This is a genomic window from Arthrobacter sp. 2762, from assembly GCF_040548745.1.
Classification (GTDB): Bacteria; Actinomycetota; Actinomycetes; order Actinomycetales; family Micrococcaceae; genus Arthrobacter.
The window spans coordinates 14,274-29,541 of the sequence record NZ_JBEPSI010000006.1; the positions used below are offsets into that span (position 1 = coordinate 14,274).

Below are 15,268 nucleotides of genomic sequence, written 5' to 3' on the forward strand. Positions count from 1 at the left end.
CATCAGAGGGGCCATCAAACACGAGTGCGCTCAAAGCCCCATCCGCTCGAGCCACATCCTGGAATTGTGGATCTCTTCCTCGGTGGGGAGGTTTTCGGCAGACTCCCACACCCGGTTGAAGCCTTCCATGCCGCCCACCTCAACAACCTCGCGCACGAACTTTGCGCCGTCGGTGTACTGGCGCATCTTGGCGTCGAGACCGAGGAGGTTACGGATGAACTTCTCGATGATGCCGCGGTCCTTGCCGCGATCATTGAACCGCTGGCGAATCGTCTTCACGGACGGGACGATGCTGGAATCGACCGCATCCATCACCACGTTGGCATGACCTTCGAGGAGGCTCATGACGGCAGTGATGTGGGACAGGGAAGCCTTCTCCTCGGGATCCTGCAGCAGGTCCAGAATTGCGCCCCGGCTTGGCACGTTTCCCGATGCAGCGCGGTCCTTCAGGGATTTGGCTACCGCCGCTGCCCGTTCAACCAGGGAATCCATGTTGCCCAGGAGATGACTGCTGAGCTTTTCGATTTCGGCGAGCATGTGGTCCCGCAGCCACGGTGCTGCGGCGAACTGAACGCGGTGGGTTTGTTCGTGGAGGCATACCCAGAGCCTGAAGTCGTCCGGGTGCACGTTGAGTTCGCGTTCCACCGAGATGATGTTGGGTGCAACAAGGAGCAGCCGGCCGCCCGAAGGAACGTTGGCGTCCGGGGCCAGGGCCGCGAACGGATCGTATTGGCCCAGGACTTTACTGGACAGGAAAGCAAGGATGGCGCCGAGTTGGCTGCCGGTGATGGCCCCGCTGGCCGCAGCGGCCGCAGGTGTCAGGGACAGGCTGCTGCGGGACTCCAGCATTTTCTCCAGGACAGGCTGGAGCATGACGGAGAAGCTCTGGGTGTTGGCCTTGGACCATGAGGCACGGTCCACGACGAGAACGTGCGAATCCCGCAGGTCCCGCGCCGCTTCAAGCCCGGTGATGTCATGGACATGCGGCACGGAGATATCGGCGTTGAAGCGCAGGTTCTCCACCGCCTTGCCGATTTCCCCGGCGCTCATCGCGGGACCGGGCGGGGTAAGCCGGGCAGCCGTGGAGGCGGCCAGGTCCCAATTGATCAGGGACGGGGCCCCTGCTGACGAATCTCGGGCAGATGACACCATACGGTCCATCACACCACATGAGGGTGGCAATGGGCCTTTAAGTTCGCTCCACGCGGAGCGAGGGGAGTTTGCTGTTCCCCAGCGGGGCTAGCGGCATCCACACGAGGCCAGTACCGATGCCGAGCGGTCCATCGCCTCCTTGTTTCCAGCCGCACCCGGATCCAGGCCATTGCCGATGAAGGAGAACACCAGCAGGCGTCCATCGGCGTCCACTACGTACCCGCTGAGCGCAATGACAGTGTTGAGGGTCCCCGTTTTGGCGCGGACAAGCCCTGCACCCTCGGCAGTGCTGGGATCCACATACCTGTCGTCCAGGGTGCCCGTAAGGCCCGCCACCGGGAATCCGTCCAGAGCGGTTCGAAGGCTCAGGTCCGGTCCGCTGGTGATGGCACGGACTACCTCCGCAAACTGGCGGGCAGTGACCTGGTTCTCCAAGGCAAGGCCCGAAACATCGGCCAAGTGCAACTGCTTGGGATCAGTGGCGATTCCCAACTCCCCCAGCCGTTGGCGCACGGCTGAAGTGGCGCCGTCGTACGTCGCTTCCTGGCCGGAGGCAAGGGCGGTCATCCGCCCGAGCGCCTCCGCCAGGAAGTTGTCCGAGGTCTCCAGCATGAGATCCACTTGCTCGCTCACAGTCGCGGATTCAGCGGCCGCCAGCATCTTGGCGGGGACACCCTTGCCGCGCTCGACGCCGGGACTCACCTGGACGCCGGCAGCCACCAATTGTTCGGCGAAAGCCTGGGCGGTGGTGATGGCCGAATCCTGCGGACGCGGCCCGGTGGTAACCGTTGGTGAGTAGCGCCCGGAATTCAGGGCGAGGGAAAACAAGGGGGCGGTTTCGCCAGCCGCGACGTCGTCCAGACTCCACGCAGGGTTGAGGGGCGCGCCGCTGAACAGGGAATCATCCACCTGCACGGTCACGGGCCCTTTGACCCCGGCGGCAGCCAAAGAAGCGGCAGTATCGGCGGCCAGGGTTGCAAGACCCGCCCGGCCCATCACGGCCCCGGGATCCGAGGCGCCTCCGCCAAGCAACACGTCCCCTCCTCCCGTCAGCACCACGGTTGACTCATCAGAACCGGCCAGCACACGGGTTGTAAAACGGGATTCCGGACGGAGCGCCTTCAAAGCGGCGACGGCGGTCAAAAGCTTCATGTTCGACGCCGGGATTCGGTTGGCGTTGGCATCGCGGTCGAACAGGACCGTGCCTGTGGAGGCGTCCATGACAATGCCCGTAATGCTGCCGGCACCGGAAGGTTTCAGGGCGTCATTCACGAGGCGCGAGAGCTCAGCCGGTACAGGCGCGGGCGCATCGGGGTCCAGGGGAAGCACGCCGTTGGCCTCGGACAGGCGGTCAGGCTCCTGCTGCCATGGCGGCGCGGAAGGCGGGGGCTTGGGTGCGCTGAGGAGTCCAGGCACCATACCGACCACCACGATCGCACCCACGCACAGCAGAACCAACGTCAACAGCATCGGCCACTTCAAGCGCCCCCACGCCGTGGACACCCACTTCCGGGCACCCCCGTTTTTAACGCCCTTCATGCAGTTGCTTGGTCCTGTCAGTCCTGAAAATGTCCCCGCCGGTTCAAGAAACCCGGGCCTCTCGCTATATCCTCAATAGTAGTCGGCGGCGCTGGCTGCACTTTCGCCTGCCGCGCCCCACCCCCACCCGTCAAGGAGCACGCCATGAAGCACGACGTGACCATCGAGATCCCCAAGGGATCGCGCGTCAAGTACGAAGTTGACCACGAAACCGGCCGCGTCCGCCTGGACCGCGTCCTCTTCACCTCCATGCAGTACCCCACGCACTACGGTTTCTTCGAGAACACCCTGGGCGAAGACGGCGACCCGCTGGACGCACTGGTGCTCCTGCAGGACTTCGACCTCCACCCGGGCGTCATCGTTGAGTCCCGCCCCATCGGCGTTTTCAACATGACCGACGACGGCGGCGGAGACGCCAAGGTCCTCTGCGTTCCCGTGGATGCACGCTTCGACCACATCCAGGAAGTCAGCGACGTCAGCGAATTCCTGATCAAGGAAATCGAGCACTTCTTTACCCGTTACAAGGACCTGGAGCCCGGCAAGTGGGTCAAGGCTGAGGGCTGGGGGGATCGCGCCGCTGCCGAAGCCGAACTGGAAGCTTCCATCAAGCGCTTCTCGGCCGAAGGCCACTAGCATCACTTACGACGGCGACTGGTGGTGTTCCCTGTGAACAGCACCGGTCGCCGTCGTGCTTTAAGCAACGCGGGGTCACTTATGGCCCGTTGGGAACCCCAACGTGGGCCATAACTGACCCCGCGTTTTCCACATGGGCATCTCTCCCCATCGCGGCATCTTCGGGGTCCGCCTACGCTGGGACGAGACTTTACGACGCATGTAACAGGGGGTTCCACATGGCTGGGTTCTACGGCGCGGACATTGCGCAGCTTCGCAGTCTGGCCGGCGTCATGGGCAAGGCTGCCGATGCCATCAATTTGCAGAGCGCGCAGTTGTCCAACGCCATCAACTCCGCAACGGCGTGGCAGGGGCGCGACGCCACAGTCTTCAAGAGCGATTGGAACAGCCAGCACAGGCAGAGCCTGGTGAAGGCCGCCAACATGCTCAGGGACAACGCGAGCCAGCTCAAAAAGCACGCCAACCAGCAGGAATTTGCCAGCCACAACGACGGCTCGGGTACATCGGTGGGCGTCCTGAAGGATGTCTATGACACCGCAACGGGCGTCAAGGAACTGGGCGCGCAGCTCTGGACTGCCTACAAGTACGGCAAGCTAGGTCATGCCGAATGGGTCAAGACGCGCGAGGTACTCACCAATTGGCGGGCTGGCGGTACAGTACTGCGGGATGCTTTGAGCGCCTTGCGCAGCGGCGAGAAGGTCACTGACGTCATCACCGACCTCAAGGCGAACATTCCCTACAGCCAGGCCTTCCAGGACGCCACAAAGTTCTCCAAGGGCCTTCGAATCGCCGGAGCCTTGGCGGCGCCGCTGAACATCGTTGGCGGTATCAGCGACATGATCAATCCGGAGCACGACGGCTGGCGCGGTACTGGAGACCGGGTTGCCGGCGGCCTGTCCGTAGTGGGCGGGGTGGGCAGCATCATGCTCATGACGGCCGGTGGCGCAGCCTTGCTGGGGCCCATCGGCGCCCCGATCGTGATCGGCGCGGGCATCGTTGCCGGAGCCTGGGCCTTGGGCAACCTGGTGGCGGACAACTGGGATTCCATCAGCAACTTCGCGCGGAACCCTGGCAGTTACATCGCCGACGGCGCCCGGGAAGTAGGCAATTTCGCCAAGGATGTAGGCAGTAAGGTGGCAGACGGGGTCGGTAATGCCGCCAAGTCAGTCGGAAACTTTGTCGGAGGGATATTCGGATGACCACCAGCACCATGAATTGGACCGAGCGGGACGTACAGGCTGCAGCGAAGGTCCTGGCATCGGCCAGCGCCACGGGCAAGGCCTTGCCGACGTTGACCGATGAAGAGGTTGTTGCCTTGGACGGCGTCCAGCACGAGCAGATCGTGGCCCTTCCGTGGCTCACGGCGCAGGATGCCAGCAAGGAGCTGATGTGCGCGGTGGCCTTGCGTGGACTGCTCGCCAAGGAACTCGTCTACCCCGTGATCTTTGAAGGCGAGACCGAGCCCACCCGCCTGCACGCCACCGAGGAAATCACCGGTGCCCTGACACTGCGTCGCAGCGGCAGCAGCGTGGTCTCCGTGGAACGCACCGTTTCCACCGGCAAGCGCTGGCTCTACGGCTACATCCACGACGACGGCGTGCTGCTGGAGGAAGTGGACGAAGGCGGGCTGCACGGCTTCACTGTTGTCACCCGCGATCAGCTGGCTCCGCGCCTTGCTGAATTTGTTGACCCGAACACGGCGGCCCACCGGGACACCGATCCGACTGTTTACACAGAGACCGAGTTCGAAGAATATGCGGCAACCGCCTTGGCCGATACCCAGGCGGCCAGCAACGTGGTGGTCTTCAACACTGACACGAACGACTTTCCGACCGTCACCGTGTACACCGGTCCCACCAGCGTGCACCTCCTTACTCCCCGCGTAGAAGGCGAAACTGTCTCCCTTGAGCTGAAGGAGACGTCCGCACCCACCCTGGCCCAGGTCCTCGGCGGGCTGGCTGGGCTGGCCTGACCCATGAGCAATTCGAAGTCCCAAACCGCTACTGGCTTGGTTGATGCCCTCAACGGCCGCCCGGTACGCCGCCATCCTGAAACTGGCGCATACTTCGTGAAAGTATCCGGAGGAGCCCACTTCTGGGGTCGCGTCCTTGACGCGATCGTGTTCCTTGCCGGGTATGGCATCCTGGCCACGATAGTGGCCGTTGCACGCAACGCCATGATGAACTCCGGCTCACTCCTCGCCTTCAACGACGGCTTCTGGCTGACGCTCTACGTCGTTCTCTGGTTCGTTGGGTTGTTCGTTTACGGCACGATCTGGGGTACAGCGGGCAGCGTTGGCGATGCTGCAGCGGGCATGCGTTCGGTACGGATCAAGGACGGCACGACGGCGGGCGCCTGGCTGGGCGGCTGGCGTGCCATCTGCTGGTCCTTCTTCCCGTTCTTCGTGGTGATGCTGATTCTGGCGGCGTTCAGCGGGAGCTCGGGCGATACGTGGGATCCAAAGTTTGCAGCTTTTGATCGGCGATCCGGGGTGGCACAGGGCCGCCAGCCGGTCCCGGACCCCAAAGTGGTCGCCGCACAACAAGCCGCAGAGGCAGAAAGGCAGAACCTGCCAAATCTCTACGGCCAGCGCCCTGATGCGCGGCCGTAACTGGCTGGTAAGGCGCACTGAGCGCAGGCTCGGACCCGAGCTTGGACAGCTACGTCATGTCGCGTCCTCGCGCCGCATCTTTTGGAAGCTCCTCATCCCCTGCTTGGCGGTTGGATTCCTTTTCGGCGCAATGGGTGAGTTCATCAGCCCCGCCACTTCCACGCGGGAGCCCGGCCACTTCGATGATCCAGTCCTGTTCATCGTGGCAAGCACGCTTACAGGCCTGGTCCTCTGGTCCATGACGCTCCTGGGCAGCTTCCGCAAACTCCTGGTGTTCGATGGTGGGATTGTGGCCAGGTATTCCCAGCAGTACACCACTTTGGAGTTTCCGTGGGCGGAGATCCCGCCTGCCTATATCAAGGCAGTGACCACGGCGGATGGCACTGATCCTGACCGCCGTTTGGTGGCGCGGCAAAAGTCGTCGCTGGGAGTTGCCGGAAACAATGCGCTGGTTTTTCAGGCACGCGACACATTCTGGGTGTTCTCCACCAATGAAGATCCTGCCCCTCTGGTGGAAGCCATCCAAGTGGCGATGCGTGAAGCCGGAATACCCGACGCCCGCCGGTTGGCGGCAGGTGCGCTGCCCGCCGTCGTCGTAACCGGACGCACCGCCCTGGACTAGGTGTATTGGAACCAGGGAAGGGGTGCATTGGAACGAGGGAAGGGCTAAAGAAATAAGGAAAATAAGCCCTTGCAGAGCGGCTACCAGCCGGTAGCATGTGATCCACTATGTTCACTCTGACCATCAACCAACGCGACAGCCGCCGTGACGGCGACCTCGTGCCCGAGCTCCTCAAGGACCTGCGGCATATTCCGGCACGGCTCGACTTCGACCGCTCGGTTGAGGACGAGGTGCAAGGCATTGTCGAGTCCGGCCACCAAGCTGTTGATACAGCGCTGATCGCCCTACGGACCGGCCAGTGGTATGTGGGAATCGGGGTGGGGCCCATCAACGAGCCCCTTCCCAACCTTGTCAAAGACGCTTCCGGGCACGGTCTTGTCTATGCCCGGCGGGCTGTTGACCGTCTCCGCAACGGGAAGGAACGAGTCCCTGTTGCCGTTGATGGTCCTTTCACGGCTTTGGCAGCAGAAGCCGAAGCAGTACTGCGACTCCTCGGACACATCGTGCAGCACCGGAGCGTGGCCGAGTGGCGGGTCCTGGACCTCCTCACCCCCGGTGTCCGCGGCCAGCAAAAGGCTGTGGCCCAGGAACTCGGCATCACAACGCAGGCGGTCAGCAAAGCACTTGCCCGCGCACAGTGGGCCGAGGAACACGCTGCGCGTCCGGCCGCCGCACGTTTGCTGCAAATGATCCTGGAAGTGCGCTAACCAGCCCCGCGAACCCAACTGAGTCGCAGTTAAGGCCGTTCTGACAGCTCAAAACGGCCCTAACTGCGACTCAGTTGGGTGAGTAACGCGATTACTGGTTGCCGAGGTTGTCCTTGGCCATGGCGGCGCGATCCTGCACATCTGCAGCAGCGGCCTGGCCCTCGTCCTTGACGTTGGCAGCCGCCTCAGTGGCGCTGTCTTTGACGTTCTGGACTGCGTCCTGTGCCGGTTCCTTGAGGTGTTCGGCCATCTCCTGGGCGGCGTGGCCCAGTTCCTCGGTCAGTGGCTGGGCTGCTTCCTTGACTGCCTGCGCAGCCTCGCGTTCCTTGTCCGACGGTGGGATGAGGGCCGAAACCAGCAGACCCGCGCCGAAGGCGATCAAGCCCGCAGCAATGGGGTTGCCTTGGGCTTTTCGTGTGATCACCTGTGGTGCGTCGCCAATGTCCGAGACCACACCGGAAACAGCGTCCTGGGCCTGATGGGCAACATGGCCCGCCCTGTCCTGAACGTCGTCGCGGGCGCCAAACACGGCCGTCTTGATCCTGTCTACCCTCCGGTTGACGATGTGCGAGGGTGTGACCTTGTCAGCAACGGCGTCAACGTTGGTACTGAGCCGCCTGCGAGTTTGTTCGATGTCGGCGCGCAGGGCGTCGGGGTTCTGCGTCATCGTGTCTCCTCAGTATTCGGTTTGAAGGTTGGAGGTATTTCCTTGACTGTCTCGGTGGTGCGCGGCATGCCCTTGATGGCGTTCAATTCCTTTCGCCCCATCGAGGCCAGCACCGCTGCGACTATGCCCCAAATGACCGCCACAACAACTGAGGACCATCCCAGGCCTATGAGCTGACCCAAGGCCCACCAAAGCGCCAAGGACAGGAACAGCACGGTCAGATGCCCGGCCCAAGCGGCTCCGGCCATCATCCCTGCGCCCTTTCCGGCCTTGGTGGCCGACTCCTTGAGCTCTACCTTGGCCAGCTCAACTTCCTGCCGCATCAAGGTGGAGACATCGCGCGTCAGGTCGCTCAGCAGTTCGCCGAGGGGTACTGATTCGGCTTTGAGATGGGCTTCGGTGGGAGGAAGGTCGGCAGGACTACTCATCGGGGACCTCCATATACGGGATCATCGGGATCGCTGGGATCGTCGGGACGTGCCAGCGGATCTCCTTGCGCCTTTACCCCACCGGCGTCGGTTTCCGGGTAGGGCATGGTTGATCCTTCAAGGCCACCCGTTGTGCCCGCGCCGTATCCAGTGTCAGTTCCGGCACCAGTCGCAGTTGTTCCAGCGGCTGTCGTTCCGTATCCAGCACCTGTTCCGGCACCGGTCGTGCCGTATCCAGTGTCCGTTCCAGCACCCGTCGTTCCGTACCCAGCGGTTGTCGTCTGAGGTCCTGGCAGATCAACTGCCGGAGGAGTCACAGCGCCACCCTGGGTTGGGTAGTACACGGCGCGCGGGGTCTGGGTGGTGGCATCCGAAGCGCCGGTCCCGGTCATGGGCGAGTTGTCCGCCATTCCGCGGCCCAAACGTCCGGCGAGGACACCCGCACCGGCCGCCAACAGCAAGAACGTACCCGGCTTGCGGCGGGCAAAGCTCTTGACCTCGTCCAGGAGTGAACCCGGATCCCGGTTCTCCAGCCACCGGGCAACCGAGGAGGAACGCTCGGCCGCTTGCTGGACCAGATCCGTGGCCACACCACCGTTTTGGGTCGAATTGGCCATGGTGGATAGTTCGTCGGAAATGGACCGCAAGCCCTCCGCAACCCTCTGCTGTTGGGTAGCGGCCTGATCCGTCAACTCGCCCTTGGTTTGCGTTAGCAACTGCCGGGCGTTGATCTTGACCTCTTGGGCCACATTTCCGGCCTCGGCCTTGGCTGTTTCGACGACGCCGCCAGCCGCATCGCGGGCTGTGCCGGCGACTTCGGCGGCTTCATGCTTGGCCGAATCGACAGTTCCCGTGCCGGATGTGGTCCCGGTTCCCCCGGTAGTGCTTCCGTAGCCGGTAGTCCCCGCGCCGGCATCGGTTTCCATGCCAGTGGTGTCGGTTTCAACCGGTGAGTCCAGGTAACTTCCCGAGTAAGGCTCGGTCCCGGCGGGGACCCCAGTCCGTGGCGCCGCGAAGCTTCCGTCCTGCGGCGATTGGCTCTCAGTCATTGTCGCTCTCTTTCCACAGTTGGCAGGCTGCGGACAGCAGCCGGGATAGTAAGTATCGTTACTATCAATGGGTGTGTACCCGCTTGCCGGGGATTCAATCGCCACATTCTGAAACGAAATCCCAGCTCGACACGCGGAGTAAGACCCGTCTACGTTGGACCAATGAGCCACAAGCCCTCCAGGCGGCGGCTGATTCCCGCGCTTCGAAAAACTGTTACGCGTCACCGACTCCTGTTCGCCGCTAAAACCGCGGCGGCGGCAGGATTGGCCTGGTATCTCGCGCCCTTCATGCCTGGTCCTGCAGCGTCCTACCCCTACTACGCACCGCTCGGCGCACTCGTCAGCATGCATCCCACGGTGGCGGACTCCGCCAGGCATGGTCTGCAGAGCCTCATGGGCCTGGCCCTGGGTATAGGCATGGCTTTTGCGGTGACCACAGTGGCAGCGCCGACGGCGTTGGCAGTCGCCGTAGTGGTGGGGTTGGGCGTGATCATCGGCGGCCTCCCCCGGCTGGGCACCGCCTCCGAATGGGTTCCGATGGCTGCCTTGTTCGTACTCGTCCTCGGGGATTCCAATGCGGAGGGCTTCTCCTTTGCCTACGTCCTGCAGATGGCCATGGGCGTTGCCGTTGGCTTCGCTGTGAACTGGCTGGTGTTTCCGCCGTTGCACCTCGAAGGAATCGACCCCGCCCTGGCCGGGCATCAACGGGCCTTGTCCCAACAATTGAAGGACATGGCGCGCGCGATGGAGGAATCCTGGCCGCCCAACCACGAAGCCTGGGCAAGCCGCAGCGGCGAACTGTCAGCAACCGCCGCTGCCGTGCGGACTGCCGTTCATGAAGCGGAACTGAGCGCAAAAGCGAACCCCAGGTCCCGGCGTCGTGCTGGCCGTCTACCAAGTGATTTGGCTGGATTGCGGATAGTGGAACGGCTGACTTTCCATGTCCAAGACATCACGGACGTCCTGGCGAGCGTGATCTGGGAAGAGGACGCGGGAACAGTCATCCCGGACAGCGTCCTGACCAACCTGTCCGAAGCGCTGGAGGTCGTGTCCCGCGTGATTGATCAGTGGCGGGGCGAGGATGCCGGGGAATTGAAGAGCCGTTTGGCGGAGGCAAAGGACAGCATCTCGGAGCTCGGGGATGCGGTCACGGAAGCTGCAGCTGGCCAGGCTTCGGTGAATGCGGCGGCGTCAGTGGCCATGAGTTTGCGCAGGATCATCACGGTGGTATCCCCTGCGGATTAGGGCCACAAACACAAAAAACTAGCGTGGCGTCAACGGCGGCGAGGCTTTCCGCCCCTTGCCGGCACCGAGACCCTCCAGCACTTCCGTCAGCGCCTCCAACGATGATCGGTGGGGCATCCAGCCCAGGAGGCTGTGGGCGCGGCTTGTGTCCATAATGGGTGCGCCGGCCGCCATGTCCACCCAACCGCCGTCGGTTACCTGCAACCGCAGGCGCCAACTGACCTCGACGACGGCGCGCAGCACCGGGAGCGGCAAGGGCAGCTGCCGCCGGGCGTTGAGGATCCAGGCGAGGGCGTTGGGATCCAGCACGGGCTCCGCGGCGATGTTGAACGCGCCTTCTGCGCGACGTTCCAGCACGCGCCAGTACGCATCGGCGACATCGTCGGCGTGAACGGCCTGAAAAATCAGCTCCTTGGGGATGGGGAGAATGGGCAGCCATGGCTTACGGGGAATGAGCCGCGGGAGAACGCTCCCCAGAAAGTAGCGGCCCACTTCACTGCCCGCCTCGGCGCTGAAGATCAGTGCCGGGCGTAGCCGGGCCACTACGATGTCCGGATTTTCTTTGGCAAAGCCATCCAGAAGCCGCTCTTGGGCTGCCTTGTCCACACTGTAGTGGGATCGCCTGATGCCGCCTGCCGGCCAACCTTCCTTGGTCCGTTGATCCTTGGGGGCCGGCGAATAGGCACCAACGGATGAGGCACAGACGACGTGCTTCACGCCAGCCTTCCTGGCCGCGCCCAGTACGTGGGCTGTTCCCGCTACGTTGGTCCGGCGCAGAAGTTCGCGATTGTGATTTGGCTGGATCTGCCAAGCCAAATGCACCACGGCGTCGGCACCTGCGAAGGCGTTTTCCAGTGCATCCCTGTCCTTATAGTCGCCGACGTCCAGCGTGTGCCACTCCACTGCGTTGTAAGGGGCCGCGTTCTTGTCAGGTTCGCGTCGCGCTATCCCCACGAGTTCAAGATCCGCGCCCTCTTCAGAGCGGGCAGCCTGCAACCGCTTCAGCAAAGCGGTGCCCGCGTTACCGGTGGCTCCCGTGATGACTATGCGCATGAAACTCTCCCTTCGCCTTCCTGCAAGGCCCGGTCAGGCATACGGGTTCTCTCCCGTGGAACGTATACGCTCCAGTACCGCCGTCGTGGAGTGTTCTGGGACGTAATCCAAAATCGTCACCGTGCCGCCATAGCGCTCCACAGCCGCGGTTTCGGCCAACATTTCCGGCGTGTAGTCGCCACCTTTGGCGTACACATCGGGCTGCAGCAAATCGATGAGCGGGATGGGAGTTGGGGTGTCGAACACCGTGACGTGGTCCACGCAGCTGAGCGCGGCAATCACGGCAGCACGGTCCGCTTCTGGATTCACAGGCCGGTCCTGCCCCTTCAGCTGCCGCACCGAGGAATCGCTGTTAAGGGCCACCACCAGGACATCGCCCAGTTGCTTGGCTTGGTTCAGATAGCGGGTATGGCCACGGTGCAGGACGTCGAAGCACCCATTGGTCAGCACGATCCTCCGGCCCTCCCGGCGGTGCGCTTCCACCTGCCTGGCCAATTCATCGGCAGTCAACGCAGTATCGGCGAACCCGCCCAGGTGGCGGGCAAGTTCCTCGGTGGTGCAGACGGAAGTGCCGGGCCGGTGGACCACCACATCAGCTGCAGCCTGGGCAAGGTCAACACTGGTAGTCAGGGGCAGCCCGGCCGCCCGCGCCAAGGTCAGCGCGGCCACAAACGTATCGCCGGCACCGGAGGCCTGCTTCTCGGCTTCCGGCCTGGCCCAGGTTCGGTGGGTGGCGCGGGATCTGTTCGTATCGTCGCCGCTTGCGTCCGGATCGCTGGAACGCAGCGTCAGCGTCCCGTCACGGTCCAAAGTCACGACGACGGCGCCCGCACCCGAGGCGCGAAGGAGCTGGTCCGCGTGGGCCTCCACGAAGGGGCAACGTGCAGCGCCACCGGGAAACTCTGTTCCGAGCAGCCCGGCAGCTTCCTGGGCGTTCGGGGTTGCGAGATCCGGCTTGAGTTCGGCCCACCGGGCAGGATGATGGGCATCGACCACCAGCAAGGTACCCTGCCTGTGGCTGGAGTCAGGGTGAGAACCGGCCTGGGGATCACGGGCGGGTCCCAGTGCATTCATCAAAGCTGCACGCACTGGCCCCTCCAACGCGCCGGCCTCGTAGTCGCACAGCACCACGGCGTTGGAACCCGCCAATGCTCCGGGGATGGCGGCTGCCAACTTCTGGAGGCCCTCGGGGGGAACGTCCGTGGCTGCGTCATCCAGGCGAAGCATCACCTGGCCGGCGCTGCTTATCCGGAACTTGGTAGTGGTGATCATGCCGGTATGCTGCACCACGCCTGATATGTCGATGCCGGCAGCCGCGAGTCTCCCAATGAGCTCCTGACCTGCAGAATCCCGGCCGACCAAGGAGACAAACCTGACGTCCGCGCCAAGGGCCGCCAGGTTCATGGCAGTATTGGCGGCTCCTCCGGGGGCGAAGTCGCGGCGCTTGACCTGGACCACCGGGGCGGGAGCTTCGCGGCAAAAGCGCTCAATCAACCCATCCCACCAACCGTCCAGGATGGCGTCGCCGACGACTGTTACTACGGGCCGTTCCTCGGCCAAGCGGCGCGGCAGCCATTCGGCCAAACCTTCTTGATTGGATAGGCGTGCCATTGGGTACCTTCCGGTAGAGGCGGCATGTTCCTGCTCCCCTCAGGTACCCCACAGCCCGCGGTTCACACGCCGGCTTCGGTAGTTTTCCACCACCTTTGACGAAGGGAAGTCCAGATGGTCGTTCAACCGAATTTAGGCGTTGGCCCCGTTCTGGAGAAGTTCCCGGACGTGGAACGGATTGCCGTTCTCAGGGGTGGCGGCCTGGGCGATGTGATTTACGCATACCCTGCGCTCTATGCCCTGAAAGAGGCCTACCCGGAAGCCATTATCACGCTCCTGGGCACGCCGATCCACGCGGCCTTGGCGGCCGGGACGGATGGGCCCATTGACGACGTCGAAATTCTCCCCTTCGCCAAAGGCGTCCGCGACGGCGGCCTTAGGGACGGTGATCAAGAAGACGACACCCAAGACAGACCTGCCCAGGAGGAATTCTTCTCCGCCATGCGCGCCCGCAGGTTCCACCTCGCGCTGCAAATGCATGGCGGCGGCCGGTACTCCAACCCTTTCCTGCTCCGTCTCGGGGCGCGGCACACCGTGGGCACCCGAACCAAGGACGCCGAGCCCCTGGAGCGGAATCTCGATTACATCTACTACCAAAACGAGCCTGACCGATGGCTTGAGGTAGCGGGGCTGGCAGGCGTGCCAACCATCATTTCTCCACCCTTACGGCCCCTGCCCGAACACCAACAAAGCGTTCAAAGCCTGCTCAACCCCCAACGGGGTCCCCTCCTGGTGGTCCACCCAGGTGCCACCGATCCGCGGCGGCGCTGGCCGGCGTCGTACTTTGCTGAAGCTGCGGCGACCATCGCGCAGGAAGGTGCGCAGGTGTTGGTGGTGGGTGACCGCTCCGAAAAGGCGCTGGCCCAGGAAGTGGCAGAACTCGCGGCAAGGCAACTAACGATCGGGGGCAAAGATGCCGTGCGGTCAGTTGCCGGCGAACTGGAGATCGGCGAACTCGCTGCGCTCTTGGACGCGGCCACCGTAATGCTTGCCAGCGACAGCGGTCCCCGGCATTTGGCGCAAGCCCTTGGAACACCAACCGTGGGGATCTTCTGGGTAGGCAACGTTTTCAACGCAGGGCCCCGAGGCCGGAGCCTGCACCGTATCCATATGTCGTGGGTGACCGAGTGCCCGGTGTGTGGGGCGGATGTGACCCAGGTGGGCTGGTCTGCACAGCACTGCGGCCACGACGACACCCTGATCAGGGGTATCGCCGTGGCCGACGTTGTTCAGGACGTGCATGACCTTATGGCCACGAGCCTTCTTCTGCGGGGCAAATAAGGAGCTCGCGGACCTCGCTGCCAAACGGCTGCGACAACGCGAACACCACGGCTTGCGCCACATTCGCAGGATCGTTGAGCTTGGAGTCGTCCTGCGGCTTGTATTGTTCGTCGCGGTCATCAAAGAAGTGTGTCTTCATGCCTCCCGGAATGATGGTGGTGACACCAATGACTCCCCCGGTTTCGGCGGCCAGTGCCCGGCTGAATCCGATGACGCCGAACTTGGAGGCGCAGTACGCCGTGGCGTCCGGCAGTGCCCGCAAGCCCAGGGTTGATGCGATGGTGATGGCCCGGCCCCGGGATTCCTTCAAGTAGGGCAACGCGGCACGGACCACGGAAACGGTGCCCAGGAGATTCACTCCAATCACCTTTTCCCACTCGGCTGCGGGAACGTCCGCCAGTTTGCCACAGCGGTCGATGCCCGCGGCCGTCACAACCCCATCCAGGCCGCCGAGGCTTTCGGCTGCCTCCTTCACGGCAGCTTCAACTGATTCACGGTTGGAGACGTCGACTTCAAGGGCTTTCGCGCCGGACACGTTGCTGATATTGCGGTCGAAGACGAAGGGAGTGCCTCCGGCGTCGCGGATGGCATCGACAATTGCAGCGCCGAGGCCGGAGCCGCCTCCGGTGACGATGACGCGGCCGGGAGTTTGCGTGTTCATGCGGTTCCT

At 63.4% G+C, this 15,268-nt stretch carries 16 protein-coding genes; 8 read left to right on the forward strand and 8 right to left on the reverse strand.

All coding sequences use genetic code 11. The features are described 5' to 3' along the window. Positions 1 to 30 precede the first annotated feature (30 nt). Both ABIE18_RS12330 and dacB read right to left on the reverse strand, forming a co-directional pair. Entirely contained in the window at positions 31 to 1,152 is a 1,122-nt protein-coding gene (locus ABIE18_RS12330) for a zinc-dependent metalloprotease (RefSeq protein WP_431120086.1), read from the reverse strand. 87 nt (positions 1,153 to 1,239) lie between these two features. Then, complete coding sequence (gene dacB, locus ABIE18_RS12335) at positions 1,240 to 2,691, reverse strand: D-alanyl-D-alanine carboxypeptidase/D-alanyl-D-alanine endopeptidase (protein ID WP_499723089.1); 1,452 nt, start codon at positions 2,689 to 2,691, stop codon at positions 1,240 to 1,242. Between the two features lie 144 nt (positions 2,692 to 2,835). Here dacB and ABIE18_RS12340 point away from each other — a divergent pair, with 144 nt between their 5' ends. The 6 genes from ABIE18_RS12340 to ABIE18_RS12365 all read left to right on the forward strand — a co-directional run bounded on the left by ABIE18_RS12340 (position 2,836) and on the right by ABIE18_RS12365 (position 7,264). Then, positions 2,836 to 3,324 carry an inorganic diphosphatase gene (locus tag ABIE18_RS12340; RefSeq protein WP_144663396.1) on the forward strand — a complete coding sequence of 163 codons (489 nt, stop codon included), beginning with the start codon at positions 2,836 to 2,838 and terminating at the stop codon, positions 3,322 to 3,324. A 218-nt stretch (positions 3,325 to 3,542) separates the two neighbouring features. Beyond that, the gene (locus ABIE18_RS12345; RefSeq protein WP_477514303.1) at positions 3,543 to 4,523 is read left to right on the forward strand and encodes a hypothetical protein; all 981 of its coding nucleotides are present in this window, start codon (positions 3,543 to 3,545) and stop codon (positions 4,521 to 4,523) included. Further along, complete coding sequence (locus ABIE18_RS12350) at positions 4,520 to 5,296, forward strand: hypothetical protein (RefSeq protein WP_499723090.1); 777 nt, start codon at positions 4,520 to 4,522, stop codon at positions 5,294 to 5,296. Before ABIE18_RS12345 ends, ABIE18_RS12350 begins: the two co-directional genes overlap by 4 nt. A 3-nt stretch (positions 5,297 to 5,299) precedes the next feature. After that, positions 5,300 to 5,935: a hypothetical protein gene (locus ABIE18_RS12355; protein WP_499723091.1), complete on the forward strand. Its 636-nt coding sequence runs from the start codon at positions 5,300 to 5,302 to the stop codon at positions 5,933 to 5,935. Then, complete coding sequence (locus tag ABIE18_RS12360) at positions 5,922 to 6,557, forward strand: hypothetical protein (RefSeq protein WP_499723093.1); 636 nt, start codon at positions 5,922 to 5,924, stop codon at positions 6,555 to 6,557. Before ABIE18_RS12355 ends, ABIE18_RS12360 begins: the two co-directional genes overlap by 14 nt. Before the next feature lie 107 nt (positions 6,558 to 6,664). Then, positions 6,665 to 7,264 carry a hypothetical protein gene (locus tag ABIE18_RS12365; RefSeq protein WP_499723095.1) on the forward strand — a complete coding sequence of 200 codons (600 nt, stop codon included), beginning with the start codon at positions 6,665 to 6,667 and terminating at the stop codon, positions 7,262 to 7,264. Between the two features lie 91 nt (positions 7,265 to 7,355). Here ABIE18_RS12365 and ABIE18_RS12370 read toward each other — a convergent pair whose 3' ends face one another. Genes ABIE18_RS12370 through ABIE18_RS12380 form a run of 3 tightly spaced genes read right to left on the reverse strand, consistent with a single transcriptional unit; the run spans position 7,356 to position 9,408 of the window. Then, positions 7,356 to 7,931, reverse strand: a complete 576-nt coding sequence (locus tag ABIE18_RS12370; RefSeq protein WP_224094596.1) for a DUF3618 domain-containing protein — start codon at positions 7,929 to 7,931, stop codon at positions 7,356 to 7,358. After that, a complete protein-coding gene (locus ABIE18_RS12375; protein WP_499723097.1) occupies positions 7,928 to 8,359 on the reverse strand; it encodes a phage holin family protein in 432 nt (143 codons plus the stop codon). The genes ABIE18_RS12370 and ABIE18_RS12375 overlap by 4 nt, the downstream gene beginning before the upstream one ends. Next, the gene (locus ABIE18_RS12380) at positions 8,356 to 9,408 is read right to left on the reverse strand and encodes a hypothetical protein (protein WP_499723099.1); all 1,053 of its coding nucleotides are present in this window, start codon (positions 9,406 to 9,408) and stop codon (positions 8,356 to 8,358) included. Before ABIE18_RS12380 ends, ABIE18_RS12375 begins: the two co-directional genes overlap by 4 nt. 162 nt (positions 9,409 to 9,570) lie before the next feature. Here ABIE18_RS12380 and ABIE18_RS12385 point away from each other — a divergent pair, with 162 nt between their 5' ends. Further along, positions 9,571 to 10,653: an FUSC family protein gene (locus ABIE18_RS12385; protein ID WP_499723100.1), complete on the forward strand. Its 1,083-nt coding sequence runs from the start codon at positions 9,571 to 9,573 to the stop codon at positions 10,651 to 10,653. 18 nt (positions 10,654 to 10,671) lie between these two features. On the opposite strand, the gene ABIE18_RS12390 is transcribed toward ABIE18_RS12385, so the two are convergent. Then, a complete protein-coding gene (locus ABIE18_RS12390; protein WP_499723101.1) occupies positions 10,672 to 11,706 on the reverse strand; it encodes an NAD-dependent epimerase/dehydratase family protein in 1,035 nt (344 codons plus the stop codon). A gap of 33 nt (positions 11,707 to 11,739) precedes the next feature. Further along, positions 11,740 to 13,317 carry a D-glycero-beta-D-manno-heptose 1-phosphate adenylyltransferase gene (rfaE2, locus tag ABIE18_RS12395; protein WP_499723102.1) on the reverse strand — a complete coding sequence of 526 codons (1,578 nt, stop codon included), beginning with the start codon at positions 13,315 to 13,317 and terminating at the stop codon, positions 11,740 to 11,742. A 114-nt stretch (positions 13,318 to 13,431) separates the two neighbouring features. Between rfaE2 and ABIE18_RS12400 the strand changes: the two genes are divergently transcribed. Beyond that, positions 13,432 to 14,598 (forward strand): glycosyltransferase family 9 protein, encoded by a 1,167-nt coding sequence (locus ABIE18_RS12400; RefSeq protein WP_499723104.1) that lies wholly within the window; start codon positions 13,432 to 13,434, stop codon positions 14,596 to 14,598. On the opposite strand, the gene ABIE18_RS12405 is transcribed toward ABIE18_RS12400, so the two are convergent. Further along, positions 14,564 to 15,259, reverse strand: coding sequence for an SDR family oxidoreductase (locus ABIE18_RS12405; protein ID WP_223947500.1), 696 nt, complete (start codon positions 15,257 to 15,259; stop codon positions 14,564 to 14,566). The two genes, ABIE18_RS12400 and ABIE18_RS12405, sit on opposite strands and share 35 nt — an antisense overlap. Between the last annotated feature and the right edge of the window lie 9 nt (positions 15,260 to 15,268).